Origin of the sequence: Nocardioides sp. (assembly GCF_050699375.1) — a bacterium.
GTDB lineage: Bacteria > Actinomycetota > Actinomycetes > Propionibacteriales > Nocardioidaceae > Nocardioides.
Genome location: NZ_JBOHDN010000287.1, coordinates 1 through 17,954, shown reverse-complemented (window position 1 = coordinate 17,954; position 17,954 = coordinate 1). Strand labels below are relative to the sequence as shown.

Below are 17,954 nucleotides of genomic sequence, written 5' to 3'. Positions count from 1 at the left end.
GGGCTGGGCAACACCGGCTTCTTCGAGGTCTTCGCCAGCCGCCCGCTCGGGCTCCCCATCTCGGCATGGGTGATGATCGCGCTCGCCATCTTGGCCTCGATCCTGCTGGTCCGCTCGCCGTTCGGCCGGTGGCTCTACGCCAGCGGCAGCAACGAGCGCGCGGCCGAGCTCTCCGGCGTACCCGTCACCCGGGTGAAGACGCGGATCTACGTGATCGCGGGCACCTGCGCCGGCATCGTCGGCCTGCTCCAGATCGCCAACATCAGCTCCGCGACCGCCGACCTGGGCCAGTTCTACGAGCTCAACGCGATCGCCGCCGTCGTCATCGGCGGTGCGGCGCTCTCCGGCGGTCGCGGCACGGTCAGGGGCACCATCATCGGCGCGTTCGTGATCGGGTTCCTCGCGAACGGGCTGGTCATCGTCGGCGTCTCGCCGTTCTGGCAGCAGGTCATCACCGGCGCCGTGATCATCCTCGCGGTCGCCGTCGACCGGATCCAGCAGATCGCCCAGAACCGTGGAGCCGCGCGACGCGCCGCGGCGGAGGTACGTACGGCAGCGAGCACGAGCGCATGAGCGCCACCGAGCATCCCCACCACCAGGACGCGGTACGTCCGCGGCCGATCGAGAGGAAACACACCATGAAGCGAATTCTCGCCGGCATCGCCGCCACCGGGCTCGCCCTGAGCCTGGCCGCATGCGGCTCCGAGGCCACCGACGACGAGGGCGGCAAGGGCGGCGGCACCATCGCCATCATCACCGTCGACCCGTCCAACCCCTACTGGAAGGCCGAGGTCGACACCGCGAAGAAGGCCGCCACCGACCTGGGCTACGACTCCTACACCGCGGCGCACGGAAACGACCCGGACGAGCAGAACACCCTGATCGAGACCGCCGTCAACGACGAGGTCGACGGGATCCTGCTCGACCCCGCCGGCGCCGACGAGTCGATCGCCGCCGTACAGAAGGTCGTCGACGCCGACATCCCGGTGGTCCTGATCAACGCCGAGATCTCCGAGACGGGGCTCGCGGCGTCCCAGATCGTCTCCAACAACGCGCAGGGTGCCACCGTCGGCGCCGAGGCCTGGGCCGCGTCGATGAACTACAAGGGGACGTACGTCGAGCTGTTCGGCAACCCCAGCGACAACAACGCCCAGGTCCGCTCCGACGGCTATGAGCAGGTCCTCGGCCAGTACCCGGATCTCAAGAAGGTCGGCGAGGAGATCGCCAACTGGGACCGCCAGGAGGGCCAGGAGAAGATGGAGGCTCTGCTCGCCAAGAACCCCGACATCACCGGGGTGATCTCGGGCAACGACGAGATGGCACTCGGCGCGGTCAACGCGCTCAAGGCCGAGGGCAAGCTCGACCAGGTGAAGGTGCTCGGCTTCGACGGAAGCCAGGACGCCGTCGAGGCGGTGGGGGCCGGCGATCTGGTGGCCACGGTGGTCCAGCCGATCGTCGAGGGCACGAACAAGGCGATCGAGCAGCTCGACAGCGTCATCAAGTCCGGGAAGACCGGTGTGTCCGAGGAGAAGCAGGCCCTCGACTGCGTCCTCGTCACCAAGGACAACGTCGACACCGTCAAGAACTTCGTCATCAGCGAGTGACCCGATGACCCACATCTACAACGACCCCGACACCTTCAAGAGCGATGTCCTCACCGGCTTCGCCGCAGCCCATCCCCGCTATGTCGAACGGGTTCCCGAAGCCTCCGGATTCGTCCGCGCCGGCGGCCCCCTGGCTGGCAAGGTCTCCCTCGTCATCGGCGGCGGGTCTGGCCACTACCCCTCCTACAACGGGGTCGTCGGCCCGGGCTTCGCCGACGGAGCCGTGCTCGGCGACATCTTCGCCTCACCCTCGGCCGAGCAGGTCTACCGCATCGCCCGCGCCGCGCACGGCGGCGCGGGGGTGGTGCTCGCCTTCGGCAACTACGCCGGGGACCGGCTCAACTTCGGCGCCGCGGCCGAGCGGCTGCGCGCCGAGGGTGTGGACGTACGCGTCGTGTGGGTGACCGACGACGTGGCCTCCGCACCACCCGACGCCGGTGAGGACCGTCGCGGCATCGCCGGCACCTTCACCGTCTACAAGATGGCGGGCGCGGCGGCGGAGGCGGGCAGCGACCTCGACGAGGTCGAACGGCTCATGCGGCACGCCAACGCCTCGACGTACTCCTTCGGGGTGGCGTTCGACGGCTGCACGCTGCCGGGGGCGAGCGACGCTCTCTTCCACGTGAAGGCCGGCCAGGTCGACTTCGGCCTCGGGATCCATGGCGAGCCCGGCATCAGCACCACCGACTGGATTCCCGCCGCGGAGCTCGCCGACCAGCTGGCCGACCAGGTGCTCGCGGAGCGCCCGACGTCGGCCGACGGGCGAGCCGCCGTCCTGCTCAACGGCCTCGGCGCGACGAAGTACGAGGAGCTCTACGTGCTCTGGAGCGAGGTCGAGCCCAGGCTGCGAGCCGCGGGAGTCGACCTGGTCGAGCCGGAGGTCGGTGAGCTCGTCACCAGCCTCGACATGGCGGGCTGCTCGCTGACCGTGACCTGGCTCGACGACGAGCTCGCGCCGCTGTGGCGAGCCCCCGCCGACACCCCGGCCTACCGCCGTGGGCAGGCCACCGCGGGGAGCGTCTTCACCGAGCGTGCGGTCTCCGCCGACGCCACCGCGAAGGAGGCCCAGGAGACTGCCGGCCCGGCCTCCCGCCGGGACGCGAAGGTCGCTCTCGAGCTGATCGCCACCCTGGCGGCGACGGTCGAGGAGCACAAGGAACGGCTCGGCGAGATCGACGCGGTCGCCGGCGACGGCGACCACGGCATCGGGATGAGTCGTGGGTCCAGGGCCGCCACTGAGGCGGCCGAGGTGGCTGTCGCGGCCGGTGGCGGGGTCCGCTCGGTGCTCGGTGCGGCTGGTGCCGCCTTCGGCGACCGTGCCGGCGGCACCAGCGGGATCCTGTGGGGCATGCTCCTGGACACCGTCGGCGAGAGCCTCGGCAACCAGGACCCAGTCACTCTCGGCGGGCTCGCCGAGGCCGTACGTGCCGGGGCGACCCGTGTTCAGACGTTCGGTCGCGCCGAGCTAGGTGACAAGACGATGCTCGACGCGCTCTGCCCCTTCGCCGACGCGCTCGAGCAGGGCGCCGAGGCAGCCCTCCCCCTGACCAAGGCGTGGCAGGCCGCCGCGGAGGCCTGCACCAGGGCCGCCGAGGCGACCGCGCCGATGGTGCCGAAGGTCGGCCGGGCCCGCCCGCTCGCCGAACGCAGCGTCGGCACCCCCGACCCCGGCGCGATCTCGCTCGCCCTGATCGTCACCGCGATCGGAGCCCAGCTCGACCAGACGTGCCAGACCACCCTCGAGGAGTCCTCATGACCGAGCCAGCACGGCCCACGCCGGCACCGACCGCGGAGCCCACGCCCGGGCTGCGGATCGCCGTCGGCTGCGACGACGCCGGGGTGTCCTACCGCGACATCTTGAAGGCCGACCTGGAGGCCGATCCTCGGGTCGCCTCGGTGGTCGACGTCGGTGTCACGGCCGAGGAGCACACCGCCTACCCCCACGTCGCGGCCTCCGCGGCGCAGCTGGTCGCCAACGGCGACGTCGATCGCGCACTGCTCGTGTGCGGCACCGGGCTCGGCGTCGCCATCAGCGCCAACAAGGTGCCGGGCGTACGTGCCGTCACGGCGCACGACAGCTTCTCCGTCGAGCGGGCGGTGCTCAGCAACAACGCCCAGGTCCTGTGCATGGGTCAGCGCGTCGTCGGGATCGAGCTCGCCCGCCGGCTCGCCAAGGAGTGGCTGGGCTACGAGTTCGACCCGGAGTCGGCCTCCGCGGCCAAGGTCGCGGCCATCGGCGAGTACGAGACCGGTGGCACGGAGCAGCCCTCGAGCTGCTGAGTGCCCGACGGCCACGGCGCACCACTAGGATCGTCCGATCACGCCGTCGACGCTGTCGGACACGGCCGTCCGGCACGACTGGGAGGGTTCATGGCTGCCTTGGTCGTGGGGGTCGATGTCGGCACTGGAAGCAGCAAGGGCGTGCTGGCCACCGCCGACGGCGAGGTGATCGCCAAGACGATGCGGCGACACCAGATGTCGCTGCCCCAGGCCGGGCACGCGGAGATGGACGCCGAGACCATCTGGTGGGGCGAGGTCGTCTCGATCTGTCGCGAGCTGGCCCTGCACGCCCGGGACCACACGATCGCCGGGCTCTGCGTCAGCGGCATCGGCCCCTGCGTCCTGGTCACCGACGACGACCTCAACCCGCTCCGGCCGGGGATCCTCTACGGGATCGACAGCCGGGCCTCGGCCGAGATCGAGGAGCTCACCGACCGCTTCGGCGCCGCGGAGATCCTCGACCGTGCCGGCAGCGACCTCAGCTCCCAGGCGGTCGGCCCCAAGCTGCTCTGGCTCCGCCGTCACGAGCCCGAGGTGTGGTCCAGGACCCGCCGGTGGTTCGGGTCGAGCTCGTACGTCGTGGCCCGGCTCACCGGCGAGTACATCCTGGATCACCACACCGCCAGCCAGTGCACCCCGCTCTACGACCTCGCCGCCAAGGGCTGGGCAACGGACTGGGTCGAGGAGATCCTCGGCGACATCGAGATGCCCCGGCTGGCCTGGTCCGGTGACGTCGTCGGTGCGTTGCACGCCGACGCCGCCACGGCCACCGGGCTGCCCGTCGGCACACCGGTCATGGCCGGGGCGGTGGACGCGTGGGCCGAGGCGTTCAGCTGTGGTGTCCGGCAGCCGGGCGACCTGATGCTGATGTACGGCTCCACGATGTTCTTCGTGCAGATCGGCCACGACCTCAAGGCCTCTCCCCCGCTGTGGACCGCGATGAGCGTGCAACCGGAGGTGATGACGCTCGCGGGCGGCATGGCCACCTCCGGCAGCCTGCTCTCCTGGGTTCAGGAGCTCACCGGGAACGTGGACATCGCCACGCTCGCCAAGGAGGCGGAGGCCACTCCGCCCGGCTCGGAGGGCCTCATCGTGCTGCCCTACTTCGCCGGTGAGCGGACGCCGCTCTTCGACCCGCACGCGCGCGGTGTCGTCGCCGGGCTCTCCCTTCGCCACGGCCGTGGGCATCTGTATCGGGCCGTCTACGAGGGGATCGCCTACGGCGTACGCCAGATCCTCGAGCTCCTGGAGGACGCCGGTGGCCCCGCGTCCCGCGTCGTCACGGTCGGCGGCGGCACCCGGAGCGGACCATGGACCCAGATCGTCAGCGACGTCACCGGCATCCGGCAGCTCGTGCCCGAGCAGACCATCGGGGCGTCGTACGGGGATGCGCTCCTGGCGGCCATCGGATCAGGCCTCGTACCGGCCGACACCGACTGGACCCGGATCGTCGGGGAGGTCGCGCCGATCCCGGAGAACCGGGCTGTCTACGACGAGCTCTACGGCGCCTTCACCGAGCTGTATCCGGCCACCCGTGACCAGGTGCACCGCCTTGCGCTGATGCAGGAGGCCGTCACCCAGGTGAGGCCTGGTCCCCGGCCTTCGCGGTGAGGGTGTGGGCGGCCTCGAGGAGGAGGCGGCCGAGCTCGAGCTGGCGTGGTGGTGCGATGCGCGCCTCGATGCCGGTGATGCTCAACGCTCCGTACGGCTGCCCGTGGGCGTCGAAGACCGCGGCCCCGAGGCCCCAGCTGCCGACCACGATGAGCCCGGGGTTGACGGCGAACCCGAGCTTCCGGGTGGCGGCGACGCGCTCGCGCAGAGCCTCGGCGGAGTGCTGCTCCCCGTACGCGGCGACGAGATCGGCTCTGGCGAGGTAGGCCTCGCGCTGGGAGTCGGGGAGGAACGCGAGGAGCGCCAGGCCGGCAGAGGCGACGCCGAGCGGAAACCGGATCCCTTCGTGGAGCACGTGCGAGCGGATCGGGAAGCTGCCGTCCTCACGCAGGACACAGACGGTCTCGTCGCCGCGCCGGACGGAGAAGAACGCACTCTCGCCGGTCTCGCGGGCGACCTTCAAGACGATCTGGCGGGCCACCGGCGTGATGTCGTGGCGGGTGGTCGCGGCCGCGCCCAGCAGGAAGCACTCCGGACCGAGATGCCAGGCACCCGTGCTGTTGTCGCGCTCCACCAGGCCCTCCTCCTGGAGCGCGCTGAGGAGCCGATGAGCGGTCGGCCGCGGGACGTCGGCGGCCTGTGCGAGATGTGTGGTGGTCGCTCCCTCCGGCTCCTGCGCGGCGAGCAGCCGCAGCAGGGTCGCGCTCCGGCGGATCACGCTGGGACCGGGTTCCATGGACGTACGATATGCCGCGTCCACTCATCGAACGCAACTGTCCGGCAGGGATCGATCAACGAAAGATTGAGCGTGAACTTACGCTCACCTATTGACCGGAGCGTCTGGCGAACCTTGACTGAACCCCATGGACAAGGTCATCTCTACTGCCGCCGAGGCGGTGGCGGACATCCCGGACGGCGCGACCCTCACGGTCGGCGGCTTCGGGCTGTGCGGCATCCCCTCGGTGCTCATCAACGCCCTGCTCGAGGCCGGCGCGACCGACCTCGAGGTGGTCTCCAACAACGCCGGAGTCGACGACTGGGGCCTGGGCCTGCTGCTGGGCGCCGGACGCCTGCGGCGGGTCGTCGCCTCGTACGTCGGGGAGAACAAGGAGTTCGCGCGGCAATATCTCTCCGGGGACCTCGAGGTCGAGCTCACCCCGCAGGGCACGCTGGCCGAGCGGATGCGCGCGGGCGGCTCCGGCATCGCCGCGTTCTACACCCGCACCGGCGTCGGCACGCAGATCGCCCAGGGCGGTCTGCCGTGGAAGTACGACGACGCGGGCAACGTCATCAAGACCTCGCCCGAGAAGCCGTTGATGACCTTCGAGACCCGCGACGGCGAGCAGGAGTTCGTCCTCGAGGAGGCCATCCTCGCCGACTTCGGCATCATCCGGGCCTGGAAGGGCGACCGCCACGGCAACCTCGTCTTCAAGGACTCCGCCCGCAACTTCAACCCGCTCGCCGCGATGGCCGGGCAGGTCACGATCGTGGAGGTCGAGGAGCTCGTCGAGCCCGGCGAGATCCCGCCGAACGAGGTCCACCTCCCCGGCGTCTACGTACACCGCGTCGTGCCCCTGACTCCCGAGCAGGCGGCCGAGAAGCGCATCGAGAAGAGGACGGTCCGCTGACATGGCATGGACACGTGAACAGATGGCCGCACGAGCCGCCGCGGAGCTGACCGACGGCGACTACGTCAACCTCGGCATCGGACTGCCGACGCTGGTGCCCAACTACGTCCCCGACGACGTCGAGCTGGTGCTGCAGAGCGAGAACGGCATCCTCGGCACCGGCGCCTACCCGACCGAGGACGCCGTCGACCCGGACCTGATCAACGCCGGCAAGGAGACCGTCACCGTACGCAGGGGAGCCAGCTTCTTCGACTCCGCCATGAGCTTCGGGATGATCCGCTCCGGCAAGATCGACGCCGCGATCCTCGGTGCCATGCAGATCTCTGCATCGGGTGACCTCGCCAACTGGATGATCCCCGGCAAGATGGTCAAGGGCATGGGCGGCGCGATGGACCTCGTCCACGGCGCGAAGAAGGTCGTCGTGCTCATGGAGCACGTCGCCCGCGACGGGTCCTACAAGATCGTCGAGGAGTGCTCGCTGCCCTACACCGGCCTCGGCGTCGTACAGCGCATCATCACCGACCTGTGCGTCCTCGACATCACCCCCGAGGGCCTGCGCCTGGTCGAGCTCGCACCCGACGTCAGCGCCGACGAGGTAGCGGACAAGACCGAGCCTCCCGTCCTCCGCTGACCCACACCCAGCGCCGAGAAGTCACTTCTGCAGGCCGAGAAGTCACTTCTGCAGGCCGAGAGGTCACGCGGGTGACCTCTCGGCCTGCACGGGTGACCTTTCGGCCTGCACGGGTGACGTCTCGGCCCGCACAGCTGACCTCTCGACCTGCACGGGTGACCTCTCGGCCCGCACAGGTGACCTCTCGACCTGCACAGGTGACCTTTCGGCCTGCGGGGTGACCTTTCGGCGGGTCTGCGACAATGTGCGGCGTGGAGCTGAGGGTGGTGAGGCCGACACGCGGGAGCGTGTGGCTGGCGCTGCTCGCGGCGATCGAGATCACGACCGGGTCGAGCCTGGCCCACCTGGGCGGTGGCGGGCAGCTTCCGGACGTGTTGTGGCTGGTGGCGACCGGGTTCGCCGCATTCAGCGCGGGCGTCGTGGTGCTCCAGCGCCGCCTCGGGATCGTGCCGGGTGCGCTCCTCGCCGGAGTCGCACAGCTCGGGATGCACGAGGCGTTCGAGGCGTACGCAGCACCGGCCGCTCACGCGCACGGCGGCGGCAGTCCGTCGATGCTCGTCGCGCACACCGCGGCGGCCGTGCTGACGGTCGTCGTCTGGATGCTCCACCGCCGGGCCTGGCGGGTCTTCGCGCAGGCACTCGCGCTGCCGCGAGCCGTGATCGCCGCCCGCCTCCTCGCTCATGCGCAGCCGATCGTGGCCCGCATCACCCTGTGGACATATGTCGCTGCGGGTCGAGGGCCACCGGTCGCTCTTCGCTGACCCAAGTCCCCCTCGATGCGGCTGGGAATGCACACAGTCGTTACGCATGTGACGTTTGAGGCACCTCATCCGTCCCGCCAGTAACGACTGTGTGCAGCGGCCGCCGATCCACGCACACCACAGAAAGCAACCCAATGTCTCGACGCACCATCGCGCGCCTCGGCGCGCCCGTCGCCGCTGCCGCGGCGATCACCTTCCTCGCCGCCGCTCCGGCCTCCGCCCACGTCACGGTCACGCCGAGCGAGACGGCTGCCGGCGCGTACACCGTGCTGACCTTCAGCAACGGCCACGGCTGTGAAGGCTCGCCCACCAGGCAGATCACGATCCAGATCCCGGAGGAGATCAACGACGTGACGCCAACGCGACAGCCGTTCTACGACGTCAAGGTCACCACCGAGAAGCTCGCCGAGCCGATCGAGGACGCCCACGGCAACAAGCTCACCGAGCGTGAGGCGACCATCGTCTACACCGCGAAGACCCCGCTGCCCGATGGCCAGCGCGACGCCTTCGAGGTCTCCCTGCAGCTGCCTGAGAAGGAGGGCACGCTCGCCTTCCCGGTCATCCAGACCTGCGAGAAGGGCGAGACCGCCTGGGTCGAGGAGGCGCCGGAGGGCGCTACCGAGGAGCCGGAGAAACCGGCTCCCGCCTTCGAGGTCACCGAAGCGACCGCCGAGGACGCCCACGGCGCCTCAGCGACCTCCGACGATCACGCGGAGACCGAGCCGGCCTCCGCCGAGTCCAAGAGCGACAGCAACCTGTGGGGCGGTGTCGGCGCCGGCGCCGGGATCCTCGGACTGATCGCGGGCTCGACCGCCCTCGCACTGGGTCGTCGCAAGGCGTGAGTGCTCCCCAGGCGCGCCGGCCCAGCTCCCTCCTCGCACGTGGTCCCGGCAGGCTCGACCGCCGGGGGCCGGGCCGGCGCGCCCTGGGACGTCTGCTGGTGGTGCTCTCTGCCGCTGCGTACGCCGTCCTTCTCAGCATCTCCCCCGCCCAGGCGCACGCCAGCCTGATCGGCACCACCCCCGAGGACGGTGCGGTACTCGAGACCGCGCCCGGTGAGGTGGTCTTCACCTTCGACGAAGGGGTCACGCTGCCCCCGGAGGGCGTCACGGTCTACGACGCCAAGGGCGAGGAGGTTGCCTCCGAGTCGTCCGCGGGCGGGACCGAGATGACGGTCGCGCTCCCCGAGGCGAGCAGCCTCGGCGACGGCAGCTACGTCGTCGCCTGGCGAGTCGTCTCCAACGACGGCCACCCGATCTCAGGGTCGCTGACCTTCGCCGTCGGCGCCCCGAGCCTCAGCGTCGACCCGCCCCCGTCCACCGAACCGTCGACGGCGACCTCGGTGATCCACGGGGTGCTCCAGTTCCTTCAGTACGCAGCGCTGTTGCTGGTGGTGGGGCTGATCTGGTTCCGCGCCCTCATCTTGGGTGGGCACCGTATCGGTGACCACCGCGTCCCCGACCGTGCCACGGCACGGGTCCAACGCCTCCAGATCCTCGCCGGCATGGTCGCCGTGGTCTCGCTGGTGTTCCTCGCTCCGGCCAGCGGCGCGCTGCAGAGCGAGAGCGGGCCGGGCGCGATCTTCACCTTCGACGCCTGGTCACCGGCGACTGTCGGCAAGGAGTGGCTCAGCGCGCTGGTGGGGATCTTGGGCATCGCGGCCGCGCTCGCACTGCGCGACCAGCCACGGCCGGCCGCTGTGGCCGCGCTGGTCGCGATCTGCTCACCGGCGCTGGTGGGCCACACCCGCGCCGTCACGCCCGCCTGGCTGGTGACCATCACCGACGTCATCCACCTCGTCGCCGGCGCCCTCTGGCTCGGCGGCCTGGTCGGACTCGCGCTGACCCTTCCGCTGATCACGCGGCGCGGCACGGTCGCGGCCGAGATCGTCACCCGCTTCTCCACCCTCGCCGCCGTGTCCTTGGCCGCCCTCGCGGCCTCCGGCACGCTCCTGGGCTGGCGCATCCTCGGCTCCTGGGACAACCTCCTCAACAGCACGTACGGCACCCTGCTGATGACCAAGGTCGCCCTGGTCGTGGCGGTCGCGGTGATGGCGGCCGGCAACCGGCTGCTGGTCCTCCCCCGGGTCCGTACGGCCGCCGGCCACGACGACACCGTCGAGGCCGGCTCGGTGCTGCGCAGGGCGGTCATGATGGAGGCCGGGGTGCTCGTCGTCGTGCTCGCGGTGACCGGGTTCCTGGTCGACAAGCCGCCCCAGGCCGGTGAAGGCTCGACCGGCGCAGGCTCGACCGCGGTCGCCCAGAGCACCACCCAGGCGGCCGAGCTCGGTGATGACCACCGGGTCTACGCGACGCTGACCCCCGGCGGTCCGGGACCGAACGTGCTCCGGCTGCAGATCCAGGACGCCGGCGGTGAGCCCCTCGAGGCTGCCGCGATCCCGACCGCCAAGCTGAGCTCCGGCGATGTCGACCTGGGCGACCAGCCCCTCACCTCGGTCGACGCCGGCACCTGGGAGGCCGACGTCGTCCTGCCGAAGGCCGGCACCTGGGAGGTGACGATCGGTCTGCGACTGGGCGAGTTCGAGAGCCCGCTCGGGCTGTTGAAGTTCCCGGTCAGACAGTGACCGGGAGCCGGAGCGTGTGGACCATCCCGTCGACGCGTGCCTGCACGAAGAACACGTAGTCACCCGCCTTCGGTGGCTTCACGTGGATGCCGAGCCGGGTGCCGTTCTCGCCGTTCTCCGGGCCGCCGAGCGGGTGCAGGTGGATCACCTCGCCCGTGTCTCGGCTGAACGCGGTCACGTGCGCGTAGACACCGAGGTAGGTGCCCAGGTTGACCGGCCTGCCGGCCGGATCGGTCAGCAGCACACCGATCTCCTGGTCGACCCCGGGCTTCGGGGTCTCCTCGAGCGCGGCGATCAGAGTGCCGTCCTCGGAGCCGGGTACGTCGACCTCGGACGGCCCCGCGACCTTCGCGGTCGCGCCGAGCATCGCCTGCTCACCCTTGCCGTCGGGAGTCTTGGCCGCGAACTCGGCGACCAACCGGTAGGTCCCGCCGGCCGGGAGCGTCAGGTCACCGGACCAGACACCGTCATCACCCAGGGACGGGTGGACGTGACGGAAGACCTCCAGGTCGTCGCGTACGACATAGACATGGATGTCCTTGGTCTGCTCCTCGATGTAGTCGGTGACCGGGTCGGATCCCTTGGTGATCGTGAAGCTCACCTTCCCCGGCTCGCCCGCCTCGGCGGGCAGGCTGAGGTCGCCCAACGCGTAGCCGCCTGCCGTCGCGGTGGTGCCGTCGGCGCCCTTGATGGCGGTGACCACCGTCGCCACGTTGGCCGACGACTTGGAGGACGGGGCGTCCGCCTCCGGTTCGCCGCCGCAGGAGATCAGGGTGATCGCCAGGCCGAGACTCAGAACTACAGCAGCTATTCCGACGCGCACGGAGCAAGGGTGTCATATGGGGTGGTCTCGACAAGCTCGACCACCGGGGACTCGATCGACCACCGGGGACTCGATCGACCCCGGGGGCTCGCTCGACCCCGAAGGGATCAGAAGCCGGAGCCGGGGTTGAGGATGCCGAGCGGGTCGAGGGCGGCCTTGATCCGGTGCTGCAGGTCGATCGAGTCCGTGCCGATCTCGGACTCGAGCCACTTGCGCTTGAGCCGGCCGACACCGTGCTCGCCGGTGGTGGTGCCACCGAGGTCGATGGCGAGGGCGAAGATCTCATCGCTGGCGGCCGTCTCCACCGGCGGCATCACGCCGGGGATGTCGCCCGGGGACGGATCCCAGCCGATGACCGGGTGGAGGTTGCCGTCGCCGGCGTGGGCGAGTGTGTAGGTGCGTACGCCATGTCTCTCGGAGATCTCGGAGATCCGGTCGACCGCCTCGGCGAGCCGGGAGCGGGGCACGCAGATGTCCTCGATGAAGAACGAACCCTCCGCCTCGATCGCGGGCAGGACCTGGCGGCGGGTCTGGACCAGGCGCTCGGAGGACTCCTCGTCGACGCCCTGCTCGATCCAGGTCGCCTCCTTTCCGAGGACTGCCGCGATCGCCTCGATCTCGGTCTCCGCCGCGGGACCGTCGGCCTGGGCGATCACCAGCGCGTCCCCGCGAGAGGCGTACGTGGTGCCCGCGAACCGGTCGATCGCCTCGAGGCAGCGCCGGTCGATGAACTCCAGCATCGACGGCAGCCGCCGAGCTGCGGCGATCTCGGCACAGGCCCGGGCAGCAGCGGCCGTGGAGGCGTACGCAGCCGACGCGGTCAGCGTCGTCACCGGCCGGGCCTTGAGCCGCAGAGTCGCGCCGACGACGATCCCCAGCGTGCCCTCCGAGCCGACGAAGAGGGCGGTGAGGTCAAGGCCGGCCACCCCCTTCATGGTGCGGCGACCGGTGTGGATCAGGGAGCCGTCAGCGAGGACGACGTCGAGGCCCAGGACGGCTTCGCGGGTCACGCCGTACTTCACGCATCGCAGCCCGCCGGCGTTGGTGGCGACGTTGCCGCCGATCGAGCAGATCGCCGCGGAGGCCGGGTCGGGCGCGTAGCGCAGCCCCACCTTCGCCGCGGCCGCGTCCAGGTCGGCGGTGAGCAGCCCGGCCTCGACGACCGCGATCTCGTCGACCGGGTCGAGCTCGAGGATCCGGTCCATCGCCGAGAGATCGACCACGAGATGGCCGGTCCCGGCCACCGCTCCCCCGGCGAGCCCGGTGCCCGTGCCTCGCGGGATCACCGGCACCCGGTGTGTGGACGCGATCCGCATCGCCGTCCGGACGTCATCGACGCTGTGAGCCTTCACGACCGCCAGTGGCAGGCCGTCGGCGACCGACCCGGATCTGTCGGTCGAGGCCGCCAGCAGCGAGATCTCGTCGGTGAGCACCTCCGAGACCTGGGACGCGAGGTCATTGAGCAGGGGAAGATGTGACGCCGTCGACATCGTGACATTGTGCCGCCTGGCCGTCTCCCCTGGCGACCGTTTGCGAATCCCTTCCCTCGAACCGGTACGATCTGCCGTGAGGGGAGTACCTCATCAAGCTCCTTCCGGTCAGTACGTCGGCGCCACCGCCGACCCGGAGGACGCCCCAAGGCTCGTTCAGGGGTGAGGGAGACCTCAGACGTCTCGACACGCCTGAGGACCCTGATGCTCGACACCATCGCCACGCCCACCCTGTGGGCAGTCACCATCGCCGCCGTCGCGGCCCTGATCGCGCTTGACTTCGTCCTGACCCGGCGCCCGCACGAGGTCTCCATGAAGGAAGCCCTGGGCTGGTCGGCCTTCTACATCGCCCTCCCGCTCGCCTTCGGGGTCTGGGTCTGGAACGCCCACGGCAGCCAGACCGGCTTCGAGTACTACACCGGCTACATCGTCGAGAAGTCGCTCAGCGTCGACAACCTGTTCGTCTTCATGCTCTTGCTGGCGGCCTTCGCGGTCCCACGGCAGCTGCAGCAGAAGGTGCTGCTCTTCGGCATCGTCGGCGCCCTGGTGCTGCGCGGCATCTTCATCGCGCTGGGCGCCGCGGCACTTTCCCAGTGGGACATCGTCTTCCTCCTCTTCGGCGCGATCCTGGTGGTCACCGCGGTGAAGCTCCTCATCGAGGCGCTCCAGGGCCACGAGCAGTCGGTGGACCCCGAGGAGATGCTGGCCGTACGCCTCGGCCGCAAGATCGGCCTGAAGCCGATGGCCGTCGTGGTGCTGGCCATCTTCGTCACCGACGTCATCTTCGCCGTCGACTCCGTGCCCGCGGTCTACGGCATCACCGGCGACCCCTACCTCGTCTTCGCCACCAACGCCTTCGCCCTGCTCGGCCTGCGCGCCCTCTACTTCGTCCTCGAGAGCGCGCTGTCCAAGCTGGTCCACCTCTCGTTCGGCCTGGCCGCGATCCTCGCCTTCATCGGCGCCAAGCTCGGCCTGCACTGGGCCCACGGCCAGTGGGACGGCGTCCCGGTCATCCCGACCTGGCTCTCGCTGGTGGTCATCATCGGCATCCTCGTCGTCACCGTGACGACCAGCCTGATCGCCTCCGGGCGCTCCGCCGCCCGTGAGGAGCAGCAGGAGCACGCGGAGGTCTGATCGAGCGGGCGCCCCGGGGTCAGTCCAGCGCGAGTCCCTCCGCCGGGCTGACCTTGGTGGCCCGCTTGGAGGGCACCACGCAGGAGAGCAGGCCGGCCACTCCGGCGACGACCACCACCCCGACCAGCTGGAGCACCGGCGGGTCGAAGCTGGCGGTGCCTCCGGCGACGATGTCGCTGAGCAGAACCACGCTGCCGCCCCACGCGATGAAGACGCCCAGGACCGTGCCGACCAGGGCCGCGACCGCGGAGAGCAGCACCGCCTCGGCGGCCAACGTACGGCGCAGCTGACGGCGGGTCAGTCCGAGCGCCCGCAGCAGGGCGTGCTCACGGGCACGCTCGAGCACCGAGAGGCCGAGGGTGTTGGCGATGCCGGCCAGCGCGATCAGCACCGAGATGGCCAGCAGACCCACGACCGACCAGGTCATCACGTCCAGCTGGAGCTCCACCCAGGCTCGGTCCGCCTTGCCGTTGGAGAGGTCGGCGTCGGGCAGGATCGCGCTCAGGGAGCCGCCCAGCTCCTCGGGATCGGCGTTGTCGGTGGCGCGGACCCAGATGGCGTACGTCTTGGGGTCCTGGGTCAGCTCGGCGAGCGTCGCCGCGGAGACCCGAGCGGCCCCGTCGACGTCCGCGAAGACCACCTTGACCGTGGTCGAACGGCCCTCGAGGGTGAGTCGCACCTTGTCGCCGTCGACGAGCTCGTCGGCGGCTTCGTAGCCGAGGGCGATCGTGCCGGGGGCGACGCTCACCTTCTGCAGAGGTACGTCGCTGGCCGGCGGTGCGACCACCGGCAACGGCAGCGGCGCGCTCTCGCCCTTGTCGACGGCTTCGATCGTCGGCACCGCGCCCGGGACCGCGACCGCGTCGGCGACACCCTCGGCGTCCTCGACCTGGCCGAGTGCGTCGGCCGCGATCGGCTCGGAGCCCGACTGCAGCACGGCGTCGATCGGGTGCTGGGCGGCCATCTCCTCCGAGACAGCGCCACGGATGGTGTTCATCCCGGTGAGTACGCCGGTGGTCAGGGTGACCCCGACGAGCAGCGAGGCGGCGGTGGCCGCGGTGCGCTTCGGGTTGCGCCCGGCGTTGGCCGAGGCGAGCTTGGCGGGCGTACCGACGACCACCGCGAGCGCATGACCGGCCAACCGCACCAGTCCGGGCACCAGCGCGGGACCGAGCAGCATCACCCCGACGAAGGCGATCGAACCGCCGGCGAGCACGGCGAGCAGGCCGGTGAAGGCCTCACCCAGCGCCATCGAGGCGAAGATCGTGGCTACACCGAGGAGGACGACCACGACACCCAGGACGAGACGGAACCTCCCGGCGCCACGTACCTCGAAGCCCTCCTGGGGTCGCAGCGCGGCCAGCGGGCTCAGCCGCATCAGCCGGCGCGTGGGCAGCCACGAGGCGACCAGGGTCGTGAGGATGCCGATCAGGGCTGCGCCGACCAGCCACGGCCACTCGTAGGCGACGTCGCCCAAGGGCGCGTTCTCGGCGAGCCTGCTGACGATCGCGACGATCCCCCAGCCCAGGAGCGTGCCGACGACGAGCCCCGCGAGCGAGGCCAGGATGCCGAGGGCGAGGGCCTCGCGGCGTACGGAGCGAAGGATCTGGCGCTTGGTGGCGCCCATCGCCCGGAGCAGCGCGAAGTCGCGCATCCGCTGGGCGAACAGGATCGTGAAGGTGTTGGTGATGACCAGCACCGAAACGAACAGCGCGATGGCGGCGAAGAGCAGCACCATGTAGGCGATGACGTCGATCTCCTGGTTGAGCTTCTGCTGCAGGTCGTCGACGAGCGGACCCGAGGCGACCCAGCCGTCGTCGGCCGAGCCGGTGGAGGCGGTGAGGAGCATGGGAACCATCGCGTCGTCCCACTCCTGCATCTGCGGCCAGGTGACATAGAGGTTCGAGGACCACATCGAGGGCGCGTCCACGAGGCCGACCACGGCGACATCGAGCACCTTGGTCCCCGCACCGACGCGGAGGGTGTCGCCCACCGCGACCTTGTTGGCCTTGGCTGCGTCGGCGTCCACGACCGCCTCGCCGGAACCGGTCGGGAAGCGGCCCGCCTCGAGGCTCTGCCACTGCCAACGGTCCTCGGTCGAGACCGTGCCGACCGAGACGTCCTCGCCGACCTGCTTGGTCTCCGTGCGCACCGGCTGGTAGGTGGTGCCCATCGGCCAGCCGCCCTGGTCGACATACTTCGCGACGGCTTCCTCGCTGGGGTTCTCGACGCCACCCGCCGCATTCTGGAAGGGCTCGTCGAGGCCGGCCTGGAGACCGGACTTGGTGGCCGAGGTGAGCGCGTTGGTCACCACGATGAGGGCGACCGCGGCCACCACCGCCACCACTGCTGCCGCATAGCGGCGGGCGTAGGTCCGCAAGGATGCGAACAACACCGTCCGCATCAGCGCGTCACCCCTTCGATGTGTCCGTCGACCACGGTGACGATCTCGTCGGCGTACGCTGCGGCCGAGGCCTCGTGGGTCACCATGACCACGGTCTGACCGAGCTCGCGGACGCTCCGGCGAAGATGGTCGAGCACCTCGGCCGAGGTCTCGGAGTCGAGGTTTCCGGTGGGCTCGTCGGCGAAGAGGATCGCGGGCTGGGTGACCAGCGCTCTTGCGATGGCCACGCGTTGCTGCTGTCCGCCGGAGAGCTCGGAAGGCTTGTGGCCCAGGCGCTTGCCGATGCCGAGGGTGTCCGCGATCATCTGGGCCCTCGCGCGGGTCTCGTCGCTGACCCGCTTGCCGGCCAGCTCCAGGGGCAGCTGGATGTTCTGACCCGCGGTCAGCATCGGCAGCAGGTTGAACGCCTGGAAGACGAACCCGACGTTCTCCCGTCGGAAGATGGTCAGCTGGTCGTCGTTGAGGTTCTCGAGGGGCTGTCCGGCGACCACGACGGTGCCGCTGGTCGGCCTGTCCAACCCGGCCAGGCAGTGCATCAGCGTCGACTTGCCCGAGCCGCTGGGGCCCATGATCGCGGTGAACGCACCACGGCGGATCTCGAGGTCGACTCCGCGCAGCGCGTGCACCTCGGTTTCGCCCTTGCCGTAGGTCTTGGTCAGGCCCACCGCTCGGGCGGCGGCCGTCATCGTGGGAACAGAGGTCTGTGTCATGCCCCAGAGCCTGTCGTTGTGGGGTATCAACCCGCATCGGGCTGGGGACTGATCTCGGCGTACGACCTGGGGTTGATCGGCAGGGGTCGGCTCGGGGTCTTCCCCTACGTCTGCGGGTATCTTGGCGGGCTTGGTTGTCGAGCTTGTCGAGACCTCCCGCCTCCGGTGGTGGTCGAGCTTGTCGAGACCACGCCGCCCCGGTGGTCGAGCCCGTCGAGACCTCCCTGCCGGAACGTTCCCTTCGACGGGTTGGTGTGGGCCGCCGACCCTTTCTGGAGGGTGTTCTCGATAGAC

General features: G+C 70.4%; 16 protein-coding genes. 11 read left to right on the top strand and 5 right to left on the bottom strand.

The window, feature by feature from the left end:
• The 5 genes from ACRDPS_RS20635 to ACRDPS_RS20615 all read left to right on the top strand — a co-directional run.
• Window positions 1–573: ABC transporter permease (locus ACRDPS_RS20635; protein WP_431503537.1), on the top strand; the 573-nt coding region annotated here is incomplete at its 5' end.
• 65 nt (window positions 574–638) lie between these two features.
• Window positions 639–1,604, top strand: coding sequence for a substrate-binding domain-containing protein (locus tag ACRDPS_RS20630; RefSeq protein WP_431503536.1), 966 nt, complete (start codon window positions 639–641; stop codon window positions 1,602–1,604).
• 4 nt (window positions 1,605–1,608) lie between these two features.
• Window positions 1,609–3,360 carry a dihydroxyacetone kinase family protein gene (locus ACRDPS_RS20625; protein WP_431503535.1) on the top strand — a complete coding sequence of 584 codons (1,752 nt, stop codon included), beginning with the start codon at window positions 1,609–1,611 and terminating at the stop codon, window positions 3,358–3,360.
• Window positions 3,357–3,884 (top strand): ribose-5-phosphate isomerase, encoded by a 528-nt coding sequence (locus tag ACRDPS_RS20620; RefSeq protein WP_431503534.1) that lies wholly within the window; start codon window positions 3,357–3,359, stop codon window positions 3,882–3,884. Before ACRDPS_RS20625 ends, ACRDPS_RS20620 begins: the two co-directional genes overlap by 4 nt.
• Window positions 3,885–3,974: 90 nt before the next feature.
• Window positions 3,975–5,495 carry an FGGY-family carbohydrate kinase gene (locus ACRDPS_RS20615; RefSeq protein ID WP_431503533.1) on the top strand — a complete coding sequence of 507 codons (1,521 nt, stop codon included), beginning with the start codon at window positions 3,975–3,977 and terminating at the stop codon, window positions 5,493–5,495.
• Here the strand turns inward: ACRDPS_RS20615 and ACRDPS_RS20610 are convergent.
• Window positions 5,458–6,231, bottom strand: a complete 774-nt coding sequence (locus ACRDPS_RS20610) for an IclR family transcriptional regulator (protein WP_431503532.1) — start codon at window positions 6,229–6,231, stop codon at window positions 5,458–5,460. The two genes, ACRDPS_RS20615 and ACRDPS_RS20610, sit on opposite strands and share 38 nt — an antisense overlap.
• Before the next feature lie 127 nt (window positions 6,232–6,358).
• Here ACRDPS_RS20610 and ACRDPS_RS20605 point away from each other — a divergent pair, with 127 nt between their 5' ends.
• The 5 genes from ACRDPS_RS20605 (at window position 6,359) to ACRDPS_RS20585 (ending at window position 11,099) form a co-directional block, all read left to right on the top strand.
• Window positions 6,359–7,123 carry a CoA transferase subunit A gene (locus ACRDPS_RS20605; protein ID WP_431503531.1) on the top strand — a complete coding sequence of 255 codons (765 nt, stop codon included), beginning with the start codon at window positions 6,359–6,361 and terminating at the stop codon, window positions 7,121–7,123.
• A 1-nt stretch (window position 7,124) separates the two neighbouring features.
• A complete protein-coding gene (locus ACRDPS_RS20600) occupies window positions 7,125–7,754 on the top strand; it encodes a 3-oxoacid CoA-transferase subunit B (protein ID WP_431503530.1) in 630 nt (209 codons plus the stop codon).
• A gap of 266 nt (window positions 7,755–8,020) precedes the next feature.
• A complete protein-coding gene (locus ACRDPS_RS20595) occupies window positions 8,021–8,515 on the top strand; it encodes a cell division protein FtsQ (RefSeq protein ID WP_431503529.1) in 495 nt (164 codons plus the stop codon).
• A gap of 134 nt (window positions 8,516–8,649) precedes the next feature.
• The gene (locus ACRDPS_RS20590; protein WP_431503528.1) at window positions 8,650–9,357 is read left to right on the top strand and encodes a YcnI family copper-binding membrane protein; all 708 of its coding nucleotides are present in this window, start codon (window positions 8,650–8,652) and stop codon (window positions 9,355–9,357) included.
• The gene (locus ACRDPS_RS20585; protein ID WP_431503527.1) at window positions 9,354–11,099 is read left to right on the top strand and encodes a copper resistance CopC/CopD family protein; all 1,746 of its coding nucleotides are present in this window, start codon (window positions 9,354–9,356) and stop codon (window positions 11,097–11,099) included. Before ACRDPS_RS20590 ends, ACRDPS_RS20585 begins: the two co-directional genes overlap by 4 nt.
• Here ACRDPS_RS20585 and ACRDPS_RS20580 read toward each other — a convergent pair.
• Together ACRDPS_RS20580 and ACRDPS_RS20575 are read right to left on the bottom strand one after the other, a co-directional pair.
• The gene (locus tag ACRDPS_RS20580; protein ID WP_431503526.1) at window positions 11,089–11,922 is read right to left on the bottom strand and encodes a hypothetical protein; all 834 of its coding nucleotides are present in this window, start codon (window positions 11,920–11,922) and stop codon (window positions 11,089–11,091) included. The two genes, ACRDPS_RS20585 and ACRDPS_RS20580, sit on opposite strands and share 11 nt — an antisense overlap.
• Window positions 11,923–12,029: 107 nt before the next feature.
• Window positions 12,030–13,412, bottom strand: a complete 1,383-nt coding sequence (locus ACRDPS_RS20575; protein ID WP_431503525.1) for an FAD-binding oxidoreductase — start codon at window positions 13,410–13,412, stop codon at window positions 12,030–12,032.
• Between the two features lie 162 nt (window positions 13,413–13,574).
• Here ACRDPS_RS20575 and ACRDPS_RS20570 point away from each other — a divergent pair, with 162 nt between their 5' ends.
• Window positions 13,575–14,546: a TerC family protein gene (locus ACRDPS_RS20570; protein WP_431503524.1), complete on the top strand. Its 972-nt coding sequence runs from the start codon at window positions 13,575–13,577 to the stop codon at window positions 14,544–14,546.
• 19 nt (window positions 14,547–14,565) lie between these two features.
• Here ACRDPS_RS20570 and ACRDPS_RS20565 read toward each other — a convergent pair whose 3' ends face one another.
• Together ACRDPS_RS20565 and ACRDPS_RS20560 are read right to left on the bottom strand one after the other, a co-directional pair.
• Window positions 14,566–16,941, bottom strand: a complete 2,376-nt coding sequence (locus ACRDPS_RS20565) for an ABC transporter permease (RefSeq protein WP_431503523.1) — start codon at window positions 16,939–16,941, stop codon at window positions 14,566–14,568.
• Between the two features lie 8 nt (window positions 16,942–16,949).
• Window positions 16,950–17,660 (bottom strand): ABC transporter ATP-binding protein, encoded by a 711-nt coding sequence (locus tag ACRDPS_RS20560; RefSeq protein ID WP_431503522.1) that lies wholly within the window; start codon window positions 17,658–17,660, stop codon window positions 16,950–16,952.
• Window positions 17,661–17,954: the final 294 nt, after the last annotated feature.

Coding starts and splice junctions, on each gene's coding strand:
- ACRDPS_RS20625 (WP_431503535.1), top strand. CDS start 1,609: ATGACCCACATCTACAACGACCCCGACACCTTCAAGAGCGATGTCCTC.
- ACRDPS_RS20620 (WP_431503534.1), top strand. CDS start 3,357: ATGACCGAGCCAGCACGGCCCACGCCGGCACCGACCGCGGAGCCCACG.
- ACRDPS_RS20630 (WP_431503536.1), top strand. CDS start 639: ATGAAGCGAATTCTCGCCGGCATCGCCGCCACCGGGCTCGCCCTGAGC.
- ACRDPS_RS20610 (WP_431503532.1), bottom strand. CDS start 6,231: ATGGAACCCGGTCCCAGCGTGATCCGCCGGAGCGCGACCCTGCTGCGG.
- ACRDPS_RS20615 (WP_431503533.1), top strand. CDS start 3,975: ATGGCTGCCTTGGTCGTGGGGGTCGATGTCGGCACTGGAAGCAGCAAG.
- ACRDPS_RS20600 (WP_431503530.1), top strand. CDS start 7,125: ATGGCATGGACACGTGAACAGATGGCCGCACGAGCCGCCGCGGAGCTG.
- ACRDPS_RS20590 (WP_431503528.1), top strand. CDS start 8,650: ATGTCTCGACGCACCATCGCGCGCCTCGGCGCGCCCGTCGCCGCTGCC.
- ACRDPS_RS20560 (WP_431503522.1), bottom strand. CDS start 17,660: ATGACACAGACCTCTGTTCCCACGATGACGGCCGCCGCCCGAGCGGTG.
- ACRDPS_RS20605 (WP_431503531.1), top strand. CDS start 6,359: ATGGACAAGGTCATCTCTACTGCCGCCGAGGCGGTGGCGGACATCCCG.
- ACRDPS_RS20575 (WP_431503525.1), bottom strand. CDS start 13,412: ATGTCGACGGCGTCACATCTTCCCCTGCTCAATGACCTCGCGTCCCAG.